The sequence below is a fragment of the Microcoleus sp. A2-C3 genome, from assembly GCF_036706065.1.
Lineage (GTDB): Bacteria > Cyanobacteriota > Cyanobacteriia > Cyanobacteriales > Microcoleaceae > Microcoleus.
In genome coordinates this window covers 46,116-72,521 of sequence record NZ_JAUBVX010000019.1, presented here as the reverse complement: position 1 = coordinate 72,521, position 26,406 = coordinate 46,116, and the positions used below count along the sequence as shown (strand labels likewise).

Annotated in this window: 14 protein-coding genes and 1 other RNA gene; 6 read left to right on the top strand and 9 right to left on the bottom strand. The window is 44.4% G+C overall.

What is annotated here, in order from left to right; translation table 11 throughout:
- The first annotated feature begins 388 nt into the window (after positions 1 to 388).
- Complete coding sequence (gene tnpA / locus QUB66_RS12800; RefSeq protein ID WP_332968132.1) at positions 389 to 787, top strand: IS200/IS605 family transposase; 399 nt, start codon at positions 389 to 391, stop codon at positions 785 to 787.
- Positions 780 to 2,072 (top strand): RNA-guided endonuclease InsQ/TnpB family protein, encoded by a 1,293-nt coding sequence (locus QUB66_RS12795; RefSeq protein WP_332968133.1) that lies wholly within the window; start codon positions 780 to 782, stop codon positions 2,070 to 2,072. Before tnpA ends, QUB66_RS12795 begins: the two co-directional genes overlap by 8 nt.
- A 77-nt stretch (positions 2,073 to 2,149) precedes the next feature.
- Here QUB66_RS12795 and QUB66_RS12790 read toward each other — a convergent pair whose 3' ends face one another.
- On the bottom strand, positions 2,150 to 3,562 hold the full coding sequence (locus QUB66_RS12790) for a cryptochrome/photolyase family protein (protein ID WP_332968134.1): 1,413 nt from the start codon (positions 3,560 to 3,562) through the stop codon (positions 2,150 to 2,152).
- A 222-nt stretch (positions 3,563 to 3,784) separates the two neighbouring features.
- Complete coding sequence (locus QUB66_RS12785; RefSeq protein WP_332968136.1) at positions 3,785 to 4,213, bottom strand: class I SAM-dependent methyltransferase; 429 nt, start codon at positions 4,211 to 4,213, stop codon at positions 3,785 to 3,787.
- 150 nt (positions 4,214 to 4,363) lie between these two features.
- Here QUB66_RS12785 and QUB66_RS12780 point away from each other — a divergent pair, with 150 nt between their 5' ends.
- Together QUB66_RS12780 and QUB66_RS12775 are read left to right on the top strand one after the other, a co-directional pair.
- The gene (locus tag QUB66_RS12780) at positions 4,364 to 4,633 is read left to right on the top strand and encodes a hypothetical protein (protein ID WP_265238243.1); all 270 of its coding nucleotides are present in this window, start codon (positions 4,364 to 4,366) and stop codon (positions 4,631 to 4,633) included.
- A gap of 243 nt (positions 4,634 to 4,876) precedes the next feature.
- Positions 4,877 to 6,934 carry a sensor histidine kinase gene (locus tag QUB66_RS12775; protein ID WP_265238245.1) on the top strand — a complete coding sequence of 686 codons (2,058 nt, stop codon included), beginning with the start codon at positions 4,877 to 4,879 and terminating at the stop codon, positions 6,932 to 6,934.
- Positions 6,935 to 7,464: 530 nt separating this feature from the next.
- On the opposite strand, the gene QUB66_RS12770 is transcribed toward QUB66_RS12775, so the two are convergent.
- From QUB66_RS12770 to QUB66_RS12740, 7 genes are all read right to left on the bottom strand, one after another.
- On the bottom strand, positions 7,465 to 8,562 hold the full coding sequence (locus tag QUB66_RS12770; RefSeq protein WP_265238247.1) for a Gfo/Idh/MocA family protein: 1,098 nt from the start codon (positions 8,560 to 8,562) through the stop codon (positions 7,465 to 7,467).
- 210 nt (positions 8,563 to 8,772) lie between these two features.
- A complete protein-coding gene (rnc, locus tag QUB66_RS12765) occupies positions 8,773 to 9,486 on the bottom strand; it encodes a ribonuclease III (RefSeq protein WP_332968139.1) in 714 nt (237 codons plus the stop codon).
- Positions 9,487 to 9,801: 315 nt separating this feature from the next.
- Positions 9,802 to 10,235: RNase P RNA component class A (gene rnpB / locus QUB66_RS12760), an RNA gene on the bottom strand.
- Between the two features lie 327 nt (positions 10,236 to 10,562).
- The gene (gene corA / locus QUB66_RS12755; protein WP_332968141.1) at positions 10,563 to 11,729 is read right to left on the bottom strand and encodes a magnesium/cobalt transporter CorA; all 1,167 of its coding nucleotides are present in this window, start codon (positions 11,727 to 11,729) and stop codon (positions 10,563 to 10,565) included.
- 220 nt (positions 11,730 to 11,949) lie between these two features.
- A complete protein-coding gene (locus tag QUB66_RS12750) occupies positions 11,950 to 16,182 on the bottom strand; it encodes a PAS domain S-box protein (RefSeq protein ID WP_332968142.1) in 4,233 nt (1,410 codons plus the stop codon).
- 476 nt (positions 16,183 to 16,658) lie between these two features.
- On the bottom strand, positions 16,659 to 18,350 hold the full coding sequence (gene groL, locus QUB66_RS12745) for a chaperonin GroEL (RefSeq protein ID WP_265238951.1): 1,692 nt from the start codon (positions 18,348 to 18,350) through the stop codon (positions 16,659 to 16,661).
- A gap of 67 nt (positions 18,351 to 18,417) precedes the next feature.
- A complete protein-coding gene (locus QUB66_RS12740) occupies positions 18,418 to 18,615 on the bottom strand; it encodes a hypothetical protein (protein WP_265238950.1) in 198 nt (65 codons plus the stop codon).
- A 192-nt stretch (positions 18,616 to 18,807) separates the two neighbouring features.
- Between QUB66_RS12740 and QUB66_RS12735 the strand changes: the two genes are divergently transcribed.
- Positions 18,808 to 20,556 carry an ABC transporter ATP-binding protein gene (locus QUB66_RS12735; protein WP_265238949.1) on the top strand — a complete coding sequence of 583 codons (1,749 nt, stop codon included), beginning with the start codon at positions 18,808 to 18,810 and terminating at the stop codon, positions 20,554 to 20,556.
- 391 nt (positions 20,557 to 20,947) lie between these two features.
- Positions 20,948 to 26,302, top strand: coding sequence for an AAA family ATPase (locus tag QUB66_RS12730; protein ID WP_332968144.1), 5,355 nt, complete (start codon positions 20,948 to 20,950; stop codon positions 26,300 to 26,302).
- Positions 26,303 to 26,406: the final 104 nt, after the last annotated feature.

Here is a 26,406-nt window from a genome sequence, read left to right as displayed (position 1 = left end):
GGTTAACTAAATCCCCAATTCCGCAGCAAGATCCGACCGTGCCGTTAATTTCTGTGGAAAACTTTTTGAAATCTGTGGAAAACCTCAGACTTGCCTGTGGAAACGCTGTGGAATGTTTAGGGAAAAGTCAGGGAAAAAATAAGAATTGCAAAGGGCATGGGGCATGGGGCATGGGGCATGGGGCATCGGTAGCAAATAACTAATGACTAATGACTAATGACTACTGACTAATGACTACTGACTAATGACTACTGACCGAAAAGCGAGATGCAAGCCCCTGGCTTTAGACATGGGGATAAGTCGGCAGCGGTTTCAACCGCCTTCAGTATTTAACAAAGCTTAATGCTGAATTAGCACCATATACAGCTTTATGCTGTATAACTATAGTATGAGCATTAAATACAAGTCAAACAAAAACATTGTCTACTCTTGCAAATATCACATCGTGTGGTGTCCCAAATATCGTCGCAAGGTTTTAATTGAAGGCGTTGAGACTCGTCTGAAAGAGATATTATTAGATGTGGCGACTGAGTTTAAGAGTGAATTGATCGAGATGGAGGTAATGCCAGATCACGTCCACCTTTTAGTCGAATGCGATCCTCAATTTGGGATTGCCAAACTAATTCGTTACATGAAAGGGCGCTCATCTCGATATCTTCGCCAAGAATTTCCTTGGCTAAAGAGCCGATTGCCGACGCTGTGGACTAACAGTTACTTTATTTCAACTGTCGGTGGTGCGCCTATCTCAGTAGTTAAGCAGTATATTGAAAATCAAAAAAATGTTTAACTATGGTTGCCAACAAAATTTAATTAGCCCAGATCAAGCTTTGAAAAGTATCCTAGAATTTGTTTGTGAAGAATCAAACAAATTAGCCAATTGCGGGATTTACTATTCTCGGCAATTGTATTTCAAAACTGGGAAATTCCCAAGGAAAGCCACTTTACACAGACTGTTGAAAGGCAATCCCCATTTCAAGGCATTGTATTCTCACGTAGCTCAACAGACTTTAACGACTGTGGCAGAGTCATTTCAGTCTTATATTGGACTACTTAAGGGCATCAAAAAAGGTACGGTCACACAACACCCTAAACTGCCGGGATACCGCAAAAACAGCCTTAAGCTGGCGACGTTTCCCAAGGCGGATGTAAAGTTAAAAAATGGGCAATTAAGGTTTCCCCTAGGAGGTAAAGTTAAACTATGGTTTGGAATTAGTGAATTCTATCTGCCAATGCCGTCAAACTTGGATTACGACAAAATCCGAGAAATTCGCATCTTGCCAAGAAATGGGCAATTTTATGCTGAATTTGTCTATAAAGTCCCGCCGATAGCAGTTGAGTTAGACGCTAGTAAAGCTCTAGGTATTGACCCAGGGCTAAATAATTGGCTGACCTGTGTGTCTAATGTGGGGACAAGTTTAATTGTAGATGGACTGCACCTAAAATCATTAAATCAGTGGTACAACAAACGAGTTGCAGGAGTCAAAGAGGACAAGCCTCAAGGCTTTTGGTCTAAACAATTAGGGAGAATTACGGAAAAACGAAATAGACAAGTTAGGGATGCCGTCAATAAAGCAGCTAGATTGGTATTGAATCACTGCCTAAAGAACCAAATAGGCACTATCGTATTTGGCTGGAACAAAGGAATGCGTCAAGAAATCAATCTTGGAAGTAAAACTAATCAAAGTTTTGTGCAAATTCCTACCGCACGATTAAAGGATAGGATTTCTCAGCTTTGCGAACAACATGGCATTCAATTTGTTGAAACTGAAGAAAGCTATACGAGTAAGGCGAGTTTTTTAGATTCGGATGAACTACCTAAGTTCGGTGAAAAACCCGAAGGGTGGAAAGAGTCTGGGAAACGTGTCAAGCGTGGCTTGTATCACTCAAAAGATGGAAGCAAAATTAATGCAGACTGCAACGGCGCTGCAAACATTTTGCGAAAAGTAGCGACAACTTTAGGGCTTTGCCTTGAAGGAGTCAGTAGGGGCGCTTTGATTTCGCCTTTGAAGGTTCGTATTTGGACTCTTCAAGAATCCCCTCGCATGCACGGCATGGGGAGTATCAATTCTTAAGTGCCAGTCTGCGGCTTTTTGGCGGATGGTTGCCAATTCTTCCGGCGACATTTTGTCGAGATTTGCTAGGATAAAGCTCATTCGCCCGATCGACTGAAGCTTCTCGCGGTGGCGCGCCAGGAAGTCCCAATAGAAAAAATTGAACGGACAGGCATTTTCGCCCGATCGCACTTGGCGATCGAACTTACACCCCGACAATAATCGCTCATCTTATTGATATAATTTGCAGACGCAGCATAGGGTTTCGACGCCAACACACCCCCATCAGCAAACAAACCCATGCCCAGCACATTCGTCTGCATCACCCAGTCGTAAGCATCAACAAACGCGCTGTGGAACCAGTTTTCTAGCTCCTGGGGCGAGATTCCCGCAATTAGACCAAAATTGCTCAAAATCATCAACCGCTGGATGTGGTGCGCGTAACCGCTGCCTTCGACTTGAGTTAAAACTTGGTGCAAACAGTTCATATCCGTTTTGCTAGCGTCCCAAAAAAACTCCGGCAGCGGCTGAGTGTGGTTGAACCAATTATTCTGAAAATAATCAGCATCCACGTAAAAATAAACACCGCGAATGTATTCTCGCCACCCGATAATTTGGCGGATAAAACCCTCGACGCTGTTTAAATTTAATTTTTTTTCGACGTAAGCTGCTTCGGCTGCTTGAATAACCTCTAAAGGATGCAGCAAGCCAATATTGAGATACGGAGAAATTAGGGAATGCCACATAGTTTCCTCCCCCGTTACCATCGCGTCTTGATAAGGGCCAAAAGTGGGGAGACGCTGTTCGATGAAATCATTTAATACTTGCAAAGCTTGCTCTCGCGTCACCGCCCAGCGAAAAGGTTCAATATTGCCGTAAGTTGGGAAAGATAGAGATTTAACTTGCTCTATCACCTCTTGAGTTATAGCATCCGGTTCAAACCAAAGAGCTTTCGGTGTATTGAGTTTACCTTTTGGCGGCTGGCGATTTTCTTTATCAAAATTCCACTGGCCTCCGACTGGTTTATTGCCATCCATTAAAACTTGGAAGCGCTGGCGGCTGGCTCGATAAAAGTCTTCCATTAACAAACGTTTGCGGCTGGATGCCCAATCTCTGAACTCTGTTTCTTTCCACAGGAATTGATTGTTGGGAATTAAGCTTATTTTGCAGGGAAGTTGCAAGTTTTGGATGAGCCGTAAAAAAGGGCGATCGTTCGGCGCCATCACCCGCAATTCCGTAATGGCGTGAGCTTGAATCCAAGCTTTCAGAGGTGTTTCAAAGTCGGCTGATGTTGTGTAAGTGACTTGGCAGCCTGCGCCGCGCAATTCTTCGGCAAAGTGGCGCATTGCCGACCAAATTAAGACTAATTTTTGTTGGTGGTAGGGGCGCTGTTGAACCTGTTGCCAAGATTCAATTAAAATTACGGGTAGGGCAGATTCATCATCTGTGCGGTTGAGAGCAGCTTGGTTGTGCCAAAGTTGATCGCCTAATATCCAAACGCCAACAGTCATTTTATGTTTTACCCTGAAACTTATTTTTTACTTTTGCTGAGGGCTGATTGTCAAGTCAGAAAACAAATTTTGCTGACAACTCACAATAAAAAATCATAAACTTTCAGATTTTTATGTGAATTTACTAGAGGATAACATTGATTTTATCAGATAGGGACACCGACCAACAAATTAAATTTTAATGTCGGTGTATCCTTCATATACTAATAATTTTATCAGCGTTTATACAGAAAAAAGTTTAATATGACCGTTATCCCAAAATACGGCAAAATGGTTTTCGATTTTTCCAAAAACAGCTAATGCCAGGTTTTTTAAATAACCGTGATATGGTGTGGAAATAATTAGCCTGCCTCCCGGTTTGAGACGGTTTTTTGCATTTTTCGCCAGTTCTTTCGGATAAAGTAAGTGTTCGATCACTTCAAGGGCTAAGACAATATCAAATCTGTTCAGCATATCGGTATCGAGGAGTTCGTAAATATCTGCTTGGATAAACTGACAATCGGGAAAACTTTGGCGGGAGATGGCAATTCCGGGTGCGGAAGTGTCAACGCCGACAACTTCGCAGCCGTGCTCTGCGATGAGGTGACTGAGGCTGCCATTGCCACAGCCGAGATCGAAAACTCCGAGTTTTGTCTGGCTGGCCTCAGTCAAGTGTCGCCACCATTTCTAGGGGAGATACCAAATAAGCGTGATCATATCTGGGACGCTTGTTTGTGTAATAATACGTATAATTGCTGGAGTTTTTTTTCATCGATTCAGCTAGGTCAACTATTGCCGAGACCGCAAAATTAGGGAGCGTGGGTGCACTGTTTGGGCCAATGTTCGCCACTTGCGGGGTGCAGCATCTCGAATCGCCCATCCGATGGGGCAGAGCTCGCAGGTATTCGGAAACAAAAGTGCGATCGAGCCAGCATTCTCTCCGTACACGAGGGGGAGACAGAAATTTTTGCCTCTTACTTTCGACTGCTAGTGCATCCAGAAGATTCTACCTTTAACCAACAGCGGTCTGTCAACCCCAGCCTGTTTTGCAGCCTGAAAGATTTTGCCCCAGGGCTCACGGGTGCAACTTGAGCCTCCCATTGAGGATGGAAGTGTGACCGAAATCACAGGCCTTGACCAAACAAATTGCTGAGCATCCTTAAGTTAAGACACTTAGAATCGAGATTACTACAGTGGCTTCTATAATTGTGTTTAAATGTTGTTCTGAAGCTGTGTTGTCTCGTCAGCGGAGCACCCTAGACCGATTCGCGCTTTCCGTCTGGTTGATTGCACTATGGTCGCTGTTGGTGTTGCACCTTAATTTTGATATGTCCTATGGTTAAGTTAGGTCAATCCTCCTTTCGCCGTATTTTACTGTCGCGGATTTTGTTGCTCAGCGTGCCTGTTCTACTGGTGGGGGAGTATGTTACCTATCGCAAGGCACGATCGACGCTTCTGGAAACTGCTCGTCAAAATTTGACAGAAAGTGCTGTCAGAAAAGCAGAAACTATTGAACAGTGGTCGAAATCGCTGAAGTCCAATCTGATTGGCGCTTCGGAAAACTCAATGTTGCAGTCTGTAGAGCCGAAGGATTATCAAAAGTTTATCGCGCAATTAGGGCAGCGGTTGCCAGCCCAGGTTGATTGCTTGCAATTGACTAATATACAGACAAATCAAGTGATAGCGAGCACTTGCGGGCAGCAGCCGATTCAGTCGCTACCTGCCAAGTTGTGGCCGCCAGTGCAGCAGCAGCAAACTCTGCTGGATGAGAAGAGCGTTTACATCAGTCTGTCGTGGCCTCTCCAGCGACAGGGAAAAGCCAACAGCAAGAAGGTGGCTGTGAGTGCTGAGGATTTTCCAGATGCGAGTAAAGAAGGCCGCGACAGCCAAGTGAGTTTGGTGTTAAGCGCTCCAGTTTACACTCGTCGGGGCAACAGCCGGCAGTTGAGTTATGCTTTGAGTTTGCAGTCGGCACTGCCGGTGCAAACCAGTGCTCCCAAGGGTTCTCTAGCTGGCTATACGGTGGCGATCGACCAAGATGGGACGATTTTGGCGCACCCGAATATCAAGCGCGTGGGCCGCAATATCGCCCAAGAGGCAGATGCCGATCGACTAAAAAGTATTCTCAGAAGGGCGATGGCTGGCGGACAGGCTTTTCTCCACCTATTTTCCTTTGAAAGAAATGGCGTAGAGTTGCTAGCAGGATACGCTGCTATCCCTAGTCCTTCAACTAGAAAGGAGAACAGCAAGTGGATTATTTTAGCTGTCTCTCGTTTAGATTATGCTCTATCAGGTTTGGAAGAAATTCAGCAAGTTTTATTTAATTTAATTGTGGGTTTGGTTGCTGCTAGTATCATCGCGACTTTATATCTGTCTCGCGACTTAGCGCGTCCTTTGGAAAAACTGAGGGACTACGCACAGAAAGTGGATACAGCAGAAGCGCCCCTAGCAGTGCCGGAAAATTTCCAAATTCGAGAATTCAATCAACTATCAGAAGCACTCAACAGCATGGTGCAGCGCCTCAGATCCTGGGCAGAAGAATTGGAAATCGCCACCAAGGAAGCGCAAGTTGCCAATCAGTTAAAAAATGAATTTTTGGGAAATATTTCTCACGAATTGAGAACGCCACTCAACGGAATTATTGGTTTTATTCAAATTGTGCGTGACGGCTACTGCGATGACCGAGATGAAGAGATGGAGTTCTTGCAACGCGCCCACGACTCGTCAATGCAATTGCTGAATATTATTAATGATATTTTGGACATTGCTAAAATTGAATCCGGCACTTTTTCCCTGATGTTAGAAGTAGTTGATATTACTCAGGTACTTGAAGACGCGATTGATTTGCAAGCCGCTAAAATTGAGGAAAAACGTTTGAAATTAAACTTGCCAGCTCCTCACGCTCCGATTATTGTTCAGGCAGATCCGGAGAAGCTAAAACAGGTATTTTTAAACGTGTTGAGCAATGCCGTTAAGTTTACAGAGTCGGGCAGCATTAGTATATCTGTGCGCGTCGAAGCGAGGACTAATTCTGGTAGTTTTAACGGGAGTGGGTCGGAAAATGCGATCGGCAACAACACTCAAAGCGATTGGGTGGTGGTGACAATTAAAGATACCGGAATTGGTATAGATCCTGAGCAACAGCAGAAATTGTTTCAACCTTTTGTGATGGCTGATGGTTCTACAACTCGCAAGTTTGGGGGTAACGGTTTGGGCTTGGCTATCTCCCGCAGGATCATGGAATCTATGATCGGAAGCATTACTCTGCACAGCGCGGGGGTGGATCAAGGTACTGCGGTGATGATTTCTTTGCCTGTCAATCAGCAGTCAAGTTTTTATTTTCACAGCCCGGACTTGGTAAAGGAAAATGGAACTTTTAAAAGTTATGACTGATATAGCCTTTCTCAGAAAGATCAGGTACGCGAACGGCATAGGGCATAGGGCATGGGGCATAGGGCATGGGGCATAGGGCATGGGGCATGGGGCATATGGCATACCTCACCACACTTGAGAACCGCTATATTAGGGCTTTTCTCAAATAGATGGGTAATTGGTAATTGGTAATTGGTAATTGCCACGGGAGCAACTTGTGAACCGCCAGCTTGTTTCTGATTACCGATTGATTTTTTCCCGATTACAACTGCTATATGTCTGGTCAATTATCCTTAATAAAAGGTTCGCAGTGATGATTTTAGTTGGGAGATTTTTATGAGGAATAAATTACTCACTACCAACCAATTTTATGGCGATCGCTCCAACGGACACGATCTGATTTTCTTAATCTAAAATCTCAAATGGTATAGCAACCGCCACATAGGTTAGGACATAAATAATGTCATGAATAGATCCTATAACCCTTGAGCATAAACGGTTTGATTCTCGTACTATGTAACTGTCAACTGTCAACTTTCAACTTTCAACTGCTATATCAGGGGCTCTCCGCCAAGTTCGAGAGATTTGCTCAAAGTGCTGAGAATGCGGATTAATTCGACGGAAGTGGCACCGGAAGAGCTAGGACAAGGGGTATTTGTTTGCACGCAGTTGAGGAAACGATCGCACACTCGCCGCAGTGGCTCTACTTGTTCTAAACTTAATATTTCGCGACGTTTAATGCTAGTAGTTGGCTGTAGCCCGTGCAGCGAAGCTATCCCGTAGGGAATCGCACTTTCGCCAAAATTATCCTCATCACCTCCCCGATTTGAACCACCACGCTGCAAAATCAGCGGAGTTTCCGGCGACATTTCATCAAAAATCAAAGTTCCCAAACTGCCAACAACTGTTAAACGCCTTTGTTTGTCGGGATTTAGCCAACATAGGTGAATGAATGCTTGAAATCCGTCGGGATAAGTCAGCGTTACCCAAACTAAATCTGCTAATCCTGGTTCTTGATTTATTCCTTCTTCACTCTGACTTGTGACTTCTGACTTGGGAAATACAGTCCCCGTAGCGCTGACTTGAATTGGGCTTTGTTCTAGCCAAGTGTTGAAAATAGCGATATCGTGAACGGCCAAGTCCCAAAGGGCATCAACGTCGTGTCGCACCGGTTCAAAATGAGTGCGCTGGGCGTAACCGTAGCGCAAGGTTCCGAGTTGATGCTGCTGAATGATCGTTTTGCCGCGATCGACTGCTGGATGAAACAGATAAGTATGGTCAACGAAGAGTTGCCGCTGCTGTTTTTTGGCTAATTCGCAGAGTTCTATTGCTTCACAGAGGTTGAGGGCGAGGGGTTTTTCTACTAAGACGTGGTAGCCTTGTTGCAGCGCGGCGGTTGCGAGGGTGTAGTGTGTGGAAGCTGGAGTGGCGATCGCCACAGCATCCAGTCCGGGCAATCCTTGCACTTGTGACCAATCGGTAGCTAGAATCACCGAGGGATGCAGATTAAACTGTTTTTGGACAGCCACCAATGAACCTCGATTTTGGTCTACAACCGCTAAAACTTCGCTGTTGGGATGTTCGAGAAAGTTGCGAATTAGGTTAACTCCCCAGCGGCCGGCACCCAATACAGCTATTCCGATTTTCATTGATAATAATTTCAAAAATCGCACGGCAATCATAGCATATTTGCTAATTTTTGGGTATGCTTTTTCATCCTAAAAACTGCGAATTCCAATGACCAATGACTAATAACTACTGTCAACTGCCAACTATCAACTATCAACTATCAACTGCCAACTATCAACTGTCAACTGTCAACTGTCAACTGTCAACTGTCAACTGCCAACTGCCAACTATCAACTGTCAACTGTCAACTGCCTAAAAGCTGCCTGAGCCGCTGCTTGTTCGGCCGCTTTGATCGATCGACCTTTTCCCTCAGCTACCAACTCTCCCTGAATCAGAACTTCTGCCGTAAAACGATCCTCACCGCCCTGCACTGTCCCCGTTTCTTTCACGCTATATTTGGGCAAAGTTTTGTATTTGCCTTGAGTCAACTCCTGGAGAGCAGCTTTGTAGTTTTGGCGGGCCGGATCGCTGCGAATTTCCGCCGCTAGGCGTTGAAAGTGAGGATCGAGCCAAGGGCGAACCAATTCTAATGTCTGGACACTCAAATAAAGCGCTGCCAGCAAGGCTTCCAAAGAATCTGCCAGCCGGGGTACGGCGCCTGTTTTGTCGGCTGCGGCGCTGTTGGAAACGATTAAATAGCGATCGAACCCGTAACTGTCAGCGATTTTAGCAAGAATGCGATCGCTCACCAAGATCGATCGAATAGCAGCAAATTCCCCCACCGTACAATCGGGATAAATCTCAAACAACAATTCCGACGCAGCCAGCCGCACCACAGCATCGCCCACAAACTCTAATTGCTCATAATTTGCCTTAGCAGACGCACTTGCATGAGTCAAAGCTAAATCGACTAAATGCCATTTAATCGCAGCATCCTTTGACACTCCCAATTTTTCAATTAATGTTTCAAGTTGCTTTTGGCGACCCGGATAAATCTGATTCATACTAATAAAAAAGCTTTTCCTTAAAAAACTAAATATTCCGTAGGGTGCTTATGGCGCACCTTATCCTTGCCCAAGCGTGGTAAATTTGAACCGGATCAAAAGCAGAAGACCGTTATTTTAAGTTCCGATTTTTCAGGCTTAAACCAAGGAAAATTGCTTGGGGGCTTCAGTTCAGAATCAAAACACTGAAACTTGGTCAACCGGTGCGCATTGCGCACCCTACAAACTCAACTAAATAATTTTCCGGTGCTCACGGCGCTAAATATTCCTGCTTTGTGCGCCTGGCCATCAGCACTTTACCCGAAAAATTGGAGGGGAAAAAGTCGGACATAAGCCGGGTTCTGTTCTCTCAACTGCAAGCAATTTTCGAGGGCAGTTATCTATCTGGGACGCTTGTTACCAAACGCCTCAAGCGGTACCAAAGAACGGAACTGGTAAAAAACCAACCATAGTCCCTCCGACCTTGCTCCCAACTGGGGTTTACCGAGCCAGCACCTCTCGATGCTGCTGGTGCGCTCTTACCGCACCTTTGCACCCTTACCCCCTAACACTTTGCGATTTTCGATCTTCGATTTTTGATGTAATCTTAAATCTCCAATCTCCAATTTCAAATTGGGGGGCGGTATTTTTCTGTGGCACTATCCTCACGATCGCTCGCACTGGGCGTTACCCAGCAAGTTTGGTTTTTCGGGAGCCCGGACTTTCCTCAGACAAGCTTTCGCTAATCCGCAACCGCCTGCGCCTACTTTTTCCCCAGATTTATTGTACAGGAATCGAGGGATTTTAGATTTTAGATTTTAGATTTTCAATTTTAGATTTACTCCACAGATCAATCTGGGAGCTTAAGGATTTTTGGCTGATAATACCAGGATTTATGACAAGGCTGCAACCAAGGGCTATAAACCCGGTTTATTCCTATATTTCTGGTTACTAAACACAAAATCTCGTAGAAACCGGGTTTCTGAGGTTAGCGGGCGTAAGTCCTACATTTGGATTTTTTAACTGGCATCACAAACCTATTAACGCCTTGTCGCAAAAAATGTCGTGTGGGGCGATCGCATTTATAATTCCTAAACTCAGTCATCTTTAATAGTAGAAAAATTTTCAAACCAGCCACGCCGCCAGAAGAAGTAAACTAAGCTAGAAGCGATCGCCACCATCAACGCCCAACAAAGCGGATAGCCAAAATACCAGTTCAGTTCCGGCATATTCAAAGGCGATTTCTCTGCATTGAAATTCATTCCGTATACTCCCGCCACAAAAGTTAACGGAATAAAAATACTCGAAATCACCGTTAGCAATTTCATGATTTCATTCATCTTATTGCCAACCGAAGACAAATAAACATCCATCAAACCCGACGATAACTCTCGATAAGTTTCCACCATATCCATCACCTGTACCGTGTGATCGTAACAGTCGCGCAGGTAAATTCGTACCTCTGGACTAATCAAATCACTGCCATCTCGAATTAGCGTGTTAATTGCATCCCGCTGTGGCCAAATTGCGCGACGTAGCGTCAGCAATTCTCGCCTAATTTTATAGATTTTTTCCAGGGTTCTGCGAGTGGGGTTCACCACCACTTCATCCTCTAATTCTTCAATGCGCTCTCCGTACATTTCTAATATTGGGAAGAATCCATCTATAATTGAATCTAACAGAGTATAAGCCAGATAATCGGCTCCGTGCTTGCGAATAGTTCCTTGTCCTTTACGAATGCGATCGCGCACAGGGCCAAAACAATCATAGTCCGGCTCTTCTTGAACAGTTAACAGGTAATGTTTACCCAAAATCAAACTAACTTGTTCTTTATGAAAATTATCTGAATTAGGCTTAATCATCACCATCCAGGCAATAATTAAAAGGTGTTCTTCATAGTCTACAACTTTCGGGCGTTGGGGAACATTAACTACATCTTCCTGAGCCATTAGGTGCAAATTAAAGACATCGCCCATTTGTCGCCAAGTTTCTTTATTTCCCAATCCCAACATATCAACCCAAGAAACAGATTCTGTATCTAAATACGCAGCAGCTTCTTGAGGATTTAACAATTTTTTAGGGCGAGTAGCTTTGCTCTCGCAATAGTCAATTAATACAATGTCTGGAGGCGGCGCATCTGGTTCTAAATCGAGAGTTCCCGGCAGCGCCCCCGGATGGTCGTAAAAATAGTCAACGTAGGAATCATCATCATCTTTAATTGATTTTGTAACTGCACTAGAAGTATTTATGCCTTTGTATGCCATGTTGATATTCTTGACGTTTAGAACATTTAATTAGATTATCATTTTTCTCGTACAATTGCCAATTACTAATTGCCAATTACTAATTACCAATTACTAATTACTGATTCCAAAAATTAAAATTTAAAATGGTAAGCTGTTCCACATTTAAACTGCATTATTTGTGGTCTATACCCCATACTGTAAGGGGTTCAGGCAAGAAATTTAAATGACTAACAGCTTATTACCTTTGCCGAATTGGAATCTCGATCGCAAATTCAGTTCCCCCACCAGGCGCGGAAATGCACCGCAGCGTGCCCCCGTGTCTTTCCACCACAATCTGATAAGAGATAGACAGTCCCAAACCAGTACCTTTACCGACTGGTTTAGTAGTGAAAAACGGGTCAAATATCCGAGATTTAACAGACTCTGCTATTCCCAGCCCGTTATCCGAAATTGCGATCGCCACCCGATTGTTCTCCAAAACCTCCGTGCGAATCTGAATCGAAGGCAATACGTCGCAAGCCAAAGGTAAACTCGGAGAATTTTGCCCTTCCGTATCCGTTGCAATCGTCAATTCTAACCTTCTATTTCTGACATCGGTTAAAGCATCAATGGCATTACTTAATATATTCATAAACACTTGATTTAACTGTCCGACGTAGCACTGTACTGGCGGCAGTTTTCCATATTTTTTAACTATTTCGATCTGGCGATTTTTACCATTTTCTTTAATTTTATGTTGCAAAATTAATATGGCGCTGTCAATTCCTTCGTGAATATCAACACGCTTAAGAGCTGATTCTTCCAGGCGAGAAAAGTTGCGCAAAGACAGAACAATTTCGCGAATGCGATCGGCTCCAGTTTCAATTGATTTCAGCAGGTGCGGGAAATCCTCTTTCATGAATTCTACTTCTATTTCCTCAGCAAACTCCGCGATCGCAGAAACAGGTTCCGGGTAATATTCTTGATATAAACTGCACAGTTGCAGTAAGTTTTTGGCGTAGTTGCTAGCGTAAATTATATTGCCGTATATAAAACTGACAGGATTATTAATTTCGTGAGCAATTCCCGCCACTAGCTGTCCCAAACTCGACATTTTTTCCGCTTGAATTAGTTGAGCTTGAGTTCTGCCTAATTGTTTCAATGTTTGCTCTAACTCGTGATTTTTATGTTTTAATTCAGATTCGGCTTGTTTGCGCTTGGTAATATTGCGGGCGATGGCGATCGCTTGATTCGAGTTAAAAGGCAGCAATCTCGCTTCATAAGTTTCTTCTCCTGACTCCAGGGGTAGCGAATACTCTAGATTAACTGGAGTTCTGTTTTCGGCAACTTCAAGAAGAGCCTGATCGAGCTGACTGGCGGCGGTTGGTGGCAATATATCTGTCATTCGTTTGCCAAGAAAATAGTCGGAGTTTAGGTGCAAATCCGCTGAATTTCCTGACAAGTAATCCAAAATAATGCCGTCAGCATCGACGCGGAAATACAAATCTGGCAATGCCAGAAAAACAGCTTCCAACTCAGAAGTTTTTTGGCGCAATGCTTCTTGGGCGTAGTAGCGATCGCTAATATCAAAAATTGCCCCATCCAAACAGGAAACACTCCCATCTGCGTCTAACACGGGAGAACCTTTATCCCACACCCATTTAACCGTGCCGTCTGCTGCTAGCAAGCGGTATTCCAAGTGATAAGACTGTTTCTTTTCTATTCCTTGCCGAATTGTTGCTTCTACTTTTGCCAAATCTTCCGCGTAAATAATGCTAGCAAAAGTCCGTCCTCCCCTGTCCAAACGCGAAACAAAATCCGCAGCAGGGTAGCCAGCTAGTAAGTAAATAGCCTCGCTAATAAAACTTGTCGAAAAATCGCACCGACAGCGATAAACTACTCCGGGAATATTAGCTACCAAAGACCGAAATCTGGCTTCACTCCTGCGTAAAGCTGCTTCCGATTCATGGCGTTCTGTAATATCGTGAGTGAAAGCTAGCACTGCAAATATATTGCCTTCAGCATCGCGCAGGGGAAGTTTTTGGGTGTCTAAAATATGTACTGAACCGTCAGCAACTGTTGCCGCATCGCAGGGATTGTGGATAATTGCTCCGGCAAGTACAGCAGAGTCGTCGTTGCGGAATCCTCGGATATTCTTGGCGGAATTACCAAATATGAGATCTTCTGAAAATCCTAATTCTACATCTGTTTTGCCAAGGATTTCTTCGACTGTTTTGCCGATCGCTTGAGCAAAACTCTTGTTTGCCAAAATAAAGCGAAAATCTGTATTTTTGGCAAAAATCCAGTCGCTAGTTTTGTCAATTACCGTGCGAAGCAGTTGTTCGGAACTTTCAGTTTGTGCCAAAGCTACTTGCAATTCTACTTCCAGGCATTTGCGCTTGGTAATGTTTTCAAAAGCAACGCCGACGGAGTTGTTAGGTAAGGGAAAAGCTTTAATAGAAAAAGCGCGAGTTATTTTGCCGGATTCGTCACAGTCAATATCTTCAACTTCTAGGGCTTTTTGGCTGCGAATTACTGAAGCAAAGGCTTGGGGAATATTTTTCGATCGCCAATCGGGAAAAATCTCGTCAATTGTCATGCCCAAAACGTCGGCCATTTCTAGCCCGGTAAACCGCGTAGCAGCCGGATTCGAGGCGATCATCCTTAACGTACTATCATCGTCTATATCTTCCAAATGGTAGACATACAAACCAATTTGCATATTCTCAACAATTTGGTCGTAGAGGCGCACGCTTTCGTCTACCTGCCTGCGTTCGGTAATATCTTCTGTAATGCCCAAAACGTACTGAGGATAGCCCTGAGCATCGAGAATTGGCACTTTGCGGGTGTGCAGAATTCTCATACCTTTGTGGCGAGTTTGGATCGGCTCTTCGGCGATGTCTTTAACAGTAGATTGGTTGTGAGGAGCGGTCAATATTTCCCTGTCTTGAGCAGTGAAAACATCAGCTTGTTCTTTGGGGTAAATATCGTAGTCATTTTTGCCGATCGCCTCTTGAGATGTCACACCTGCGATCGTTTCTCCCGCCTTATTCCACAGCACAAATTTCAGCGAAGAAGCATCTTTAGCAAAAACTCCCACAGGCAGATTTTCTACTACAGAATTGAGGAAGCTTCTCGCTGATTTTAATTCGGCTTCTGCGCGCTTGCGTTCGATGCCTAAAGCGATGACATCGGCAACCGATGCCAAAGTTTCCTGAAAAGGTGCTGTCAGCGGCTTGAGGCTGATAATTACCATGACTCCCACCAGCCTTTCTTCGACTATTAAGGGGTAGCCGGCGAAGGTAAGAATTTGCTGGGGAATTTGGCAATTTGCCGGATTTTGGCGGTTGTTGATAATTGCTAATTCGGAACTGTATAACCCTGTTGCTTCGGATTCTTCCTCTGGAAGTCCAAAATTCTTCAGTTCAAATCCGCAGTCAAATTGCGGTTTTTGCTGTTGGGCGATCGAGTTAACCTTACTTGCAATAAAGCTCACCCGATCGTCTGTGTGGCTGTAGATTTCCGAGGCTGCTTGCAACTCCCAAATATTAGATTGAGAGTTTAAAGTCCAAATTTCAGCGGAGGCGACATCGAGATTTCGCACCATTGCCTCGCAACAGGGAAGCAGGATATCTTGAGGGTGTTTAGTCAGGGCAATACCGACATCTGCTACCATTGCTGTGAGGCGAGAAGCTTGGGCTTTTTCGGCTTCCAACCGTTTGCGATCTGTGATGTCTTCCACTAAGGAAAGTACGGTAAAAGTGTCGCCGCTGCGAATAATCGAGTTGAACCAGCGACACCAAATTACCTGTCCGCATTTGGTATAGTTGCGGTTAATTGAAGTATTGCCGCTGCCGGAGGTTAGTTCGAGTTCGATCGCACTTACGGCCTCTTTATCTTCCTCGCAAACCAAATCCAAATCGCCGAAATGCTTGCCCAGCATATCATCAGATGTCCAGCCAAAAATTTCTTCAGCACGTTTTGACCACTGAATGATCCGAAAATCTTCATCCCAGCCTACCATTGCCAGGGGACTGTTAGCTGCATTCAACCACAGTAAATGATTCGATCGGCGCAACTGTTGAGCTTTCTGCTGCTGCCAGCGGTAGTGCCTGGTGATATCTCTACCAACGCCCAAAACCCGCATCTGGTTGCTAGAGGCATCCATCGCTGGCGTGTAAGCCGTTTCGTAGATTTTAATCCCGCCGTCTGCTGCTGTCACCTCGTGAATTGCCAGCTTTGTTTCGCCTGTGATAAATACTTGTTGCAGGCAGGAATCAATCTGCGAGATTATATTTTTGAGAGCAGTATTATTGGGATATAATTTTAATAATTCCTGATTAGTTTTGTTGACTATTTCCGCAGACTCCAATCCCATCCAGCCAGCAGCTACAGGATTAACAGATAGGTATTTTTGCTGTCGATCGCACTCTAGGAAAGCATCAACAGAGTTAGAGAAAAAAGACTGTAACGAGTTGATAACTTCCTGCATGGGTATTTTTTGATCGCTTGCAAGTTAAACTTTACTATTTTCCTGAAATTAGTTTAACTCACTCAAATATTTTTGCATACTTTACTTTTGCGATTTCCGGTGCAGTTTTCGGCGCAACTCTCTATATTACAAGAATTTTCAGGAAATAGTATTTTTATGAATATAACTTAAATTAAAGCATCTGCTCTTTTTTTAAACAAGACGCATCGGATACAAAAGAGAGATGGGGAGATGGGGAGAGGGGGAGATGGGGAGATGGGGAGATGGGGAGAGGGGGAGAGGGGGAGATGGGGAGATGGGGAGATTGGGAGATGGGGAGAGGGGGAGATGGGGAAAATCTTAGTTGATCATCAAATAGCGTAAGGTACGCGAGGCGCACCCTACAGACGTTACAGACGGCTTTTTTGTCTCAAACGCCAGCAGTCACCAGGCAGTTTTTAGCTGCAAACTAATGACTGATGACTAATGACTAATGACTACATCATGCCCATGCCGCCCATGCCGCCCATGCCGCCCATGCCGCCCATGCCGCCCATGCCACCCATGCCGCCCATGCCGCCCATGTCGCCCATGTCGCCACCAGCTTTTTTCTTCTCTGGTTTTTCGACAATCACAGCTTCGGTGGTTAACACCATACCAGCAATGGAACCGGCATTTTGTAAAGCCGATCGCACAACCTTGGCCGGATCAATAATTCCAGCGGCAATCATATCTTCGTACACGTCGGTGAGAGCATTGTAACCAATGTTCAACTCGCTCGCGCGCACTCGCTCGATCGCGATCGAACCTTCAACGCCCGCATTATCAGCGATTTGACGCAAAGGAGCTTCCAAAGCCTTCGCAACCAAGTCAGCGCCGATTTGTTCTTCAGCGTCTAAAGTCTTTTTGATTGCATCTATTTTTGTAATCAGGTGAATCAGCGTCGTCCCGCCTCCAGCAACAATGCCTTCTTCCACAGCAGCTTTAGTAGCGTTGAGAGCATCTTCAATGCGCAATTTGCGGTCTTTGAGCTCGGTTTCGGTAGCTGCGCCTACTTTGATTACAGCAATACCGCCAGCGAGTTTGGCAATGCGTTCGCTCAATTTTTCGGTGTCGTAGTCGGAATCCGTCGCTTCTAGCTGCTTGCGGATTTGCTCGATCCGTGCTTGCACGTCTGCTTTGTGTTCGTCGCCAGCGACAATGATGGTGTTTTCTTTGTCGATCGTAATTTTGCGAGCGGTACCGAGCATTTCTAGTGTTGCGGTATCAATGCTGAGTCCGACTTCTTCAGAAATCAGTTGACCGCCGGTCAGAACGGCGATATCTTGTAGCATGGCTTTGCGTCGCTCGCCAAAACCAGGAGATTTGGTAGCTGCGATGTTCAACACGCCGCGTGCTTTGTTAATTACCAAAGTTGCCAAAGCTTCACCTTCAATATCTTCGGCGATAATGATCAGCGGTGAACCGGTGCGGGCGACTTTTTCAAGAATCGGAATTAGTTCTTGAATGGAATTGATTTTTTTGTCGGTAATCAGGATGCGAGCGTTTTCATACTCAACTTCCATGCGATCGTTGTTGGTGACGAAATACGGGGAAAGATATCCGCGATCGTACTGCATCCCTTCGACAACTTCCAATTCTGTTAACAGAGATTTCGACTCTTCAACAGTAATTACGCCGTCTTTGGTGACTTTTTCCATTGCTTGGGCAATCATGGCGCCGACTTCTTCGTCGTTACCGGCGGAGACCGTGGCGACCTGAGCAATGGCAGATCCTTCGACTGGTTTCGCCAATTTGGCGATTTCTAGGACTAAGTGGGCGATCGTTTTTTCAATACCGCGGCGCAGCGCGACTGGATTTGCGCCTGCTGCGACGTTCTTCAAACCTTCGCGAATCAGGGATTGAGCGATCACGGTGGCGGTGGTGGTGCCGTCGCCTGCGATATCTTTAGTTTTGGAGGCGACTTCTTGAATTAAGCGAGCGCCGGCATTTTCCAGAGGATCTTCGAGTTCAATTTCCCTAGCAACGGTGATACCATCGTTAACGATTTGGGGAGCACCGAATTTCTTTTCGAGTAGGACGTTCCGGCCTTTGGGGCCCAAGGTGATGCGGACTGCATCGGCGAGTTGATTTACGCCGCGTTCTAGTGCCCGCCGAGATTTGTCGCTAAATGCAATTATTTTGGTCATGTTTGTCTTCTTTGGCTTACATAGCAAATTTAGCACTCTCTGAGTCTGAGTGCTAAGCCGATCGACTTTAGATTGTAGCGCGCCTCAGCCGTGCGGGGGATAATTGGGGCGGATGGGGTTTGGGCGAGGAGTGCGGGTGGCTTTTGAGACGGCACTGTGGTTTCTCCGCAGATATAATGTGATTTGTGCCATTTCGGGCGATCGGCTTTTGCTCCAAATCCAAACCCAATTTTGATAACCCGTCATCCCAAAGCAGAATTTTCATTCAAAAAATTCTTAACTTTTTCCCTCTTCCCTCCGACCTCTTCCTGATGACTGATGACTAATGACTAATGACTAATGACTAATGACTAATGACTAATGACTACTGACTTCTTCCTTCTTCCTTCTTCCTTCTTCCTTCTTCCTTCTTCCTTCTTCCTTCTTCCTTCTTCCTTCTTCCTTCTGACTTAACATAATGGCTCGTTATTCTCGACTGCAAAAACTCATTTCCTATATGCGCCCGCACTGGAAACCCACATTTGGGGGCGTTTTCTCGCTATTAATCGTCAATGCTGTGGGCGTTTACATTCCCCTGCTGATTCGGAATGCCATTGACACTCTCCAAGTTGCCACTAAATTTGACCAAGTTTTCAACTACGTCCTCCTGATTCTGCTCCTCGCCTCAATTATGTGGGGAATTCGGATGGTGTCGCGGATTCTGCTGTTTGGCGTGGGGCGTCAAGTAGAATTTGACCTAAAACAGCAAATATTTAATCATTTATTAACATTAGAACCGTCTTATTTTGCTGTCAATACGGTAGGGGATTTAATTAACCGCGCCACTTCCGATTTGGACAATATTCGCCGCTTGGTGGGTTTTGCAGTGCTGAGTTTGGCGAATACGACATTTGCCTATGCTTTGAGTTTGCCGGTGATGTTGGGGATTGATGTACGGCTGACGCTATTGGCGATCGCAGTTTATCCTTTAATGCTAGTTTTGGTGCAATTATTTAGCGACAAACTTCGCATCCAGCAATTAGCCGTGCAAGAAGAACTATCGGCGATGAGCGATTTGATTCAAGAAGATATGAGCGGGATGTCCGTGATTAAAATCTACGCTCAAGAAGAAAATGAACGCCGAGCATTTCGCGCTTGTAATGCCAAGTTGCTATCAGCAAATTTGACATTAGCACAAACTCGAAACTTTATTTTTCCGCTGCTGGGCGGTTTGGCAAGCATCAGTTTGTTGGTGCTGCTTTCTGCGGGTGGCGGGGCAATTGCTAAGGGCGAAATTAGCATCGGCGATTTTGTGGCGCTGCTGATTTATGTCGAGCGTTTGGTATTTCCGACGGCGCTGTTAGGTTTCACAATTACTGCTTACCAGCGTGGAGAAGTCAGTGTCGATCGCATCGAATCAATTTTGATGGTGGAACCGAGCATTAAGGATGCTGCGAATGCACTTGAACTGCCAACTCCCGTCAAAGGCGAAATAGTCGCCCGCAACTTGAATTATACCTATCCCGGTGCTAAGATACCCGCACTCAAGGATGTTAGTTTTACCATCAAATCTGGCGAAACTGTCGCAATTGTCGGGGCGATCGGCTCTGGCAAATCAACCTTGGCTAATGCGTTGCCGCGCTTGCTGGATATCGATCCGGGCGAGTTGTTTGTAGACGGGCAGGATATTACTGAGGTGAAGTTGAGGGAGTTGCGCGGGGCGATCGCCTACGTGCCCCAAGAAAGCTTTCTATTCGGTACTACGATTAAGAATAACATCCGCTACGGCAACCCTTTAGCAGAAGAGCCGGAAATTGAAGCAGCCGCCAAACAAGCCCAAATCCACCCCGAAATCCTCAACTTTCCGCAGCAGTACAAAACAGTTGTCGGCGAGCGTGGTATTACCTTATCCGGCGGACAGCGGCAGCGGACAGCACTAGCTAGAGCCTTATTAGTTGACGCTCCCGTGCTCATTTTAGATGACGCTCTTTCCAGCGTGGACAATCAAACTGCTACCGATATCTTGAATAACTTAGCAACCGGAACCGATCGCAAAACCGTAATTTTCATCTCGCACCAAATGTCCGCGGCTGCTAGTGCCGATCGCATTTTCGTCATGGAAAAAGGAGAAATAGTGCAAAGTGGCACTCACGCAGAATTGGTAAAGCAAACAGGGCTTTATCAGTATTTGTGGAACCAGCAAAAAATAGAAGAATTGCTGCATTGAAATGCTCGTGTCAAACAGGATTGCTATATGTAGCAAGGGCGTTCATTGTAACGCCACGGGCAGCGAGTTTTATGGGAAGTGCCTGATCAGCGCTTTTCGCGATCGAAGAAGGTAACAGTTTTTGTTGTTAAAATCCAGTCGCCTGCAATTTAACAACGGTCAGCCAACTTTGAGCTAAACTCAGAAGGGTTCCAGGGTTGATTACACTTTAGTCAACAGACATTGACTATCTACCGAGAGATTAAAGACCGCCGAGGTGAAGGGGCAGCATTGGGGAATCTGCGAAATATTTACGCTTCCTTGAGCAACTATGCCAAGGCGATCGAGTGCTATCAGTAGTCGCTGACTATTGCGCGCAAGATTCACAAGTACCAAAAATGGAGAGCCAAACATGATTAGACTCCCTGGAATTAAAGTTTTAGCCCAAATTTACGAAAGCGCCAACTCGCTAGTCTATCGGGGAATTAGAGAACAGGATAACCAACCGCTGATCCTGAAATTACTCAAAGAAGACTATCCTACCCCTGCCGAACTTGTCCGTTACCAGCAGGAATATGAAATCACCCGCCGCTTAGACTTCGGAGGAGTTGTTAAGGCTTACGAGCTACGAAGACATAACAACACGCTGGTAATGTTATTAGAGGATTTCGGCGGGGAATCTTTAGGGATATTACTCGAAAAAAGACAGTTTACTTTATTAGAATTTCTCCAAACCGCCATTCAAATCGCTGAAACCCTGGGGAGAATTCATCAGTCAAACGTTATTCATAAAGATATTAACCCGTCCAATATTGTGTTTAACTCTCAAACGGGAGAATTAAAAATTATTGATTTTGGCTTGTCCACAGCCTTATCAAGGGAAAGCACTGCCTTAAAAAGCCCTAATGTTTTAGAAGGGACGTTAGCTTATATTTCTCCCGAACAAACAGGCAGGATGAATCGAGCGATCGATTACCGTACAGATTTTTACTCGCTGGGAGTTACCTTCTATAAAATATTGACAAACCAATTGCCTTTTGACGCGATCGATGCAATGGAGTTGGTTCATTGTCATATTGCTCAACAACCCGTCCCACCCCATGTAATTAATCCCGCAATTCCTGTAGTCGTTTCAGAAATCGTGATGAAACTAATGGCAAAAACAGCAGAGGAACGATACCAAAATGCTTTAGGGATCCGAAACGATTTGGCGCTATGTCTAAGGCAGCTAGAAAGTGGTAAAAAAATAGAAAATTTTGTTTTAGGCGAACAAGATATTTCTGATAGATTTCAAATCCCACAAACGCTCTATGGCAGGTCAAGCCAAATTGAAACGTTACTCGCAGCTTTTGACCGGATAGCTAATGGCAGCAGCCAACTCATGCTCGTTGCTGGTTATTCTGGTATTGGTAAATCATTATTAGTTCAAGAAATCTATAAACCCATTACCGAACGACGCGGTTATTACATTTCTGGTAAGTTTGACCAATTCCAGCGAAATATTCCTTACAGTGCTATCGTCAGTGCATTTCGAGAATTAGTTCGACAACTGCTAACTGAAACGTCCGAACAACTACACGTATGGCGCGATCAACTCCTATCAGCATTAGGAGCCAACGGACAAATTATTATTAATGTCATCCCTGAAATCGAACTGATTATTGGCAAGCAACCAGCCATCCTAGAGCTAGCAGCGACTGAATCCCAAAATCGGTTTAACTTAGTCTTTCAAAACTTCATTCATGTCTTTTGTCAACAAGAGCATCCCTTAGTTATCTTTCTAGATGACTTACAGTGGGCAGACTCCGCTACTCTGAAATTAATGCAGTTAATCATAACTGATGTAGATAGTTCGTATCTACTGCTAATTGGAGCCTATCGGGATAATGAAGTCAGTGCAGCCCATCCCTTAAAAATTACCTTATCAGAAATTCAAAAAGCTGGAGCAACTGTAAATTCCATCTTGCTCTCAACCTTAGATTTAACTTGTATCAATCAATTAATTGCCGATACGCTTAAGTGCGACGCAGAAAAAGCCAAGCCATTAGCCGAATTATTGCTTGCCAAAACTCAGGGTAATCCGTTCTTCCTGAAAGAGTTTCTCCAGTCGCTTTATACAGAAAACCTATTAGATTTCGATTTTCTCAGTGGCAGTTGGCAGTGGGATTTAGATCAAATTCAAGCACAGGACATTACTGATAATGTCGTTGAGTTGATGGCTCAAAAAATTCAAAAACTACCAGAACTGACGCAAGAAGTATTAAAAACCGCTGCTTGTATTGGCAACCAGTTTGATTTAAAAACTCTCTCGATTGTAGGTGAAAAGCCACAAAAAGAAACGGCAAATGAACTCTGGTCAGCCGTGCGAGAAGGTCTAATTGTTCCAGTAGGAGATGATTACAAATTTCTGCAAACAGACCGAAATTCTGATGAATTCGAGGTAGCTTACAAGTTTGCCCACGATCGCATCCAACAAGCCGCCTATTCTCTCATTCCCGAACACCGCAAGCAAGCCTACCATCTGCAAATCGGTCAGCTACTCCTGAGTAATACCCCATTCCAGCAGCAAGAGGAAAAAATCTTTGACATTGTTAATCAATTGAATTTCGGCACCAACCTGCTCGAAAACCAGCAGAAACGAGATGAATTGGCAAAGTTAAACCTAATAGCTGGCAAGAAAGCAAAAGCTTCAGCCGCTTTTCAACCCGCCCTTACCTACCTAACAAGCGGCTTAGAATTGTTGAGCCCCTCTCAGTCCTCCCTTAGCAAAGGGGGAAGTGAAGGGGGGTCAAGTTGGCAGACGCAGTACGATACTACACTTTCTCTGTATGTAGAAGCCGCAGAAGCTGCCTATTTGTGCGGTCAATTCGATGAAATGGAGAGATTAGTTCCAGTCGTGCTGCAACAGGGCAAAGTATTGCTGGATAAGGTGAAAGTTTATGAAGTTAAAATCTCTGCTTATCTAACGCAGAACAAGCCATTAGAAGCAGTTGATACTGGACTAACAGTTCTGAAGCTGTTGGGAGTTAGTTTGCCTAAAAAGCCCAGTAACTTAGATGTCTTACTCGGTTTGACAGGGACAAAGTTAGCCTTGTTGGGCAAACGAATTGAGGACTTAATCGACTTACCGGAAATGACTGCACCTAATAAGTTGGCAGCAATTCGTATTCTAGCGATTATAATTTCTGCTTCCTATATAGCTGCTCCTAACCTATTACCGCTGGTTATTTGTAAAGGTATCAATATATCGGTCAAATACGGTAATGCTTCCTTCTCGTCAATTGTGTATGCATCTTATGGGTTTATTCTTTGCGGAGTATTAGGAGATATTGAATCCGGCTATAAATTTGGCAACCTAGCTTTAAGTCTATCAGAGCGGCTCAACGCTAGAAGCGTGAAAACTAAAGTAATCTCTATTTTTAATTACTTGATCAGGCATTACAAAGAGCATGGAAGGCAGACATTACAGCCTTTACTGCTTGCATATTCGAGCGGACTAGAAACAGGAGATTTAGAATATGGGACATATTCCATATTGTGGAACTCCTACAATTCCTATTCCACGGGGCAGGAGTTAGCTGTTGTTGAGCGGGAGGCAGCCAAATACAGTGATACTATCCAAAAATTAAAGCAAGAGCGAAACTTTCATTACATTAATATAAATCGGCAGAGGGTTCTGAATTTGATGGGGCAATCGAAAAATCCCTGCCTTTTAATTGGTGATGTTTATGACGAGTCGAAAAGACTACCCCTTGATGTTGAGGCGAATGACCAAACTATACTTTTTCATACATATCTTGAAAAACTGACACTCTGTTACCTATTTGGAGAGTACGAGGAAGCGGTAGACAATGCGGCACTAGCGGAAAAATATATAGATAGTGCAGCAGGGATGCTGACTTCTACGTTATTTTACTTTTACGATTCGCTTACAAGAATTGCCGTGTATTCTTCTTCCTCAAAAATCCAGCAAAAACGCCTATCTCGAAAGGTGCAATCTAACCAGAAAAAGTTTAAAAAATGGGCGCATCATGCCCCAATGAATCATTTACACAAGTTTTATCTTGTAGAAGCAGAACGGCATCGACTTCAAGGCTCAGAGTTTGTAGCAATGGACTATTATAAAAAAGCTATTGCTCTTGCTAAAGAACATGAATACATCAATGAAGAAGCACTGGCACATGAACTAGCTGCCAAGTTTTATCTCGCTTTAGATCAAGATAAAATCGCGCAAGTCTATATGCAAGATGCCCGTTATTGCTATGTCCGCTGGGGTGCAACAGCTAAAGTTGACGATCTAGATAGACGCTATCCTCAGTTACTACAAAGAAATACCTCAGATAGGGGAACTCTCAGCACAAAAACATCTACGCCGCCTACCACAACTGGCTATCGCACTTCTTCTGAACTGGATTTGACCACAGTCATGAAAGCTTCACAAACCCTATCCGAGGAAATTGTGCTAGATAAATTGCTGGCGAAATTGATGCGGATTATTATTGAGAATGCCGGAGCACAAAAGGGCTTTTTGATTCTAGAAATTAAGGGGAAATTGCTGATTGAAGCTGAAGGCTCTGTGGATCAAGATGGCGTGACTGTGTTGCAGTCAATCCCCGTCAAGTCGGGGTGGGAACTTGGGGATAAACTTTTAATTTCTCACACAATTGTTAACTATGTGGCTCGCACGCGGGAAAGTGTAGTATTGAGCGATGCTGCAAATGACCCTAAATTTGCTAATTCCCCCTACATCAAAGCGCATAAGCCTAAATCAATTCTGTGCTTCCCTCTCCAATATCAAGCTAAACTGGTAGGAATTATCTATTTAGAAAATAATCTAACCACAGACGCTTTTACTCCCGATCGCTTGGAAGTTTTAAATCTACTTTCCTCCCAGGCAGCTATTTCTATTGAAAATGCGCGTCTCTACAATAATCTCAGCGAACTTAACCAGGCTTTTGAGCGTTTCGTCCCCCGCCAATTCCTCCAATTCCTGGATAAAGAAAGCATTGTTGATGTTAAATTAGGCGACCAAGTTCAACAGGAAATGTCGGTACTCTTTTCCGATATTCGCGACTTCACAACTTTGTCGGAAAGTATGACTCCGCAAGACAATTTCAACTTTATTAATGCCTATTTGTCGCGCCTGGAGCCTGCCATTACTGCAAATCAAGGATTTATTGACAAGTATATTGGCGATGCAATTATGGCTCTCTTTAGCGGCGAGGCAGATAATGCCGTCAAAGCAGGCATTGATATGCTACATCGTCTTACCGAATATAATCAATATCGCACTGCTTCTGGATACGTGTCGATTAAGATTGGCATTGGCATCAATACAGGTTCTTTAATTCTCGGCACGGTTGGGGGAAAAAACCGAATGAATAGCACGGTGATTAGCGATGCAGTGAATTTGGCCTCGCGGATAGAAAGCTTGACTAAAAAATATGGGGTTTCGATGTTAATTAGTCACGAAACTTTTAGATCTTTGCCAGATTCTAACCAGTATGCTATCCGCCTGATCGATCGCGTAACAGTTAAGGGCAAATCAGAAACGGTATCGATTTTTGAAGTTTTCGATGCCGATCGCCCTGAGACTTATGAGGGCAAGGTAGCCACGAGAACAGTGTTTGAAGAAGCTTTGGTACTCTACCATTTGCAAAAGCTTGGAGATGCGGAGCGATTGTTTGCTGAGTGCCTGCGCCGCAATCCCACAGATAAAGCGGCTCAAATTTATCAACAGCGCTGTATTCAACAAGATCAGGACTAAGAATGCGTTAGCTAAAAAAGGTTAGTGTCATGAATAATTCATGACACTAACAAATTTCTCTTACTAACGGTATAGCGATCGAGATGGGGAATATCCGTCTTAAG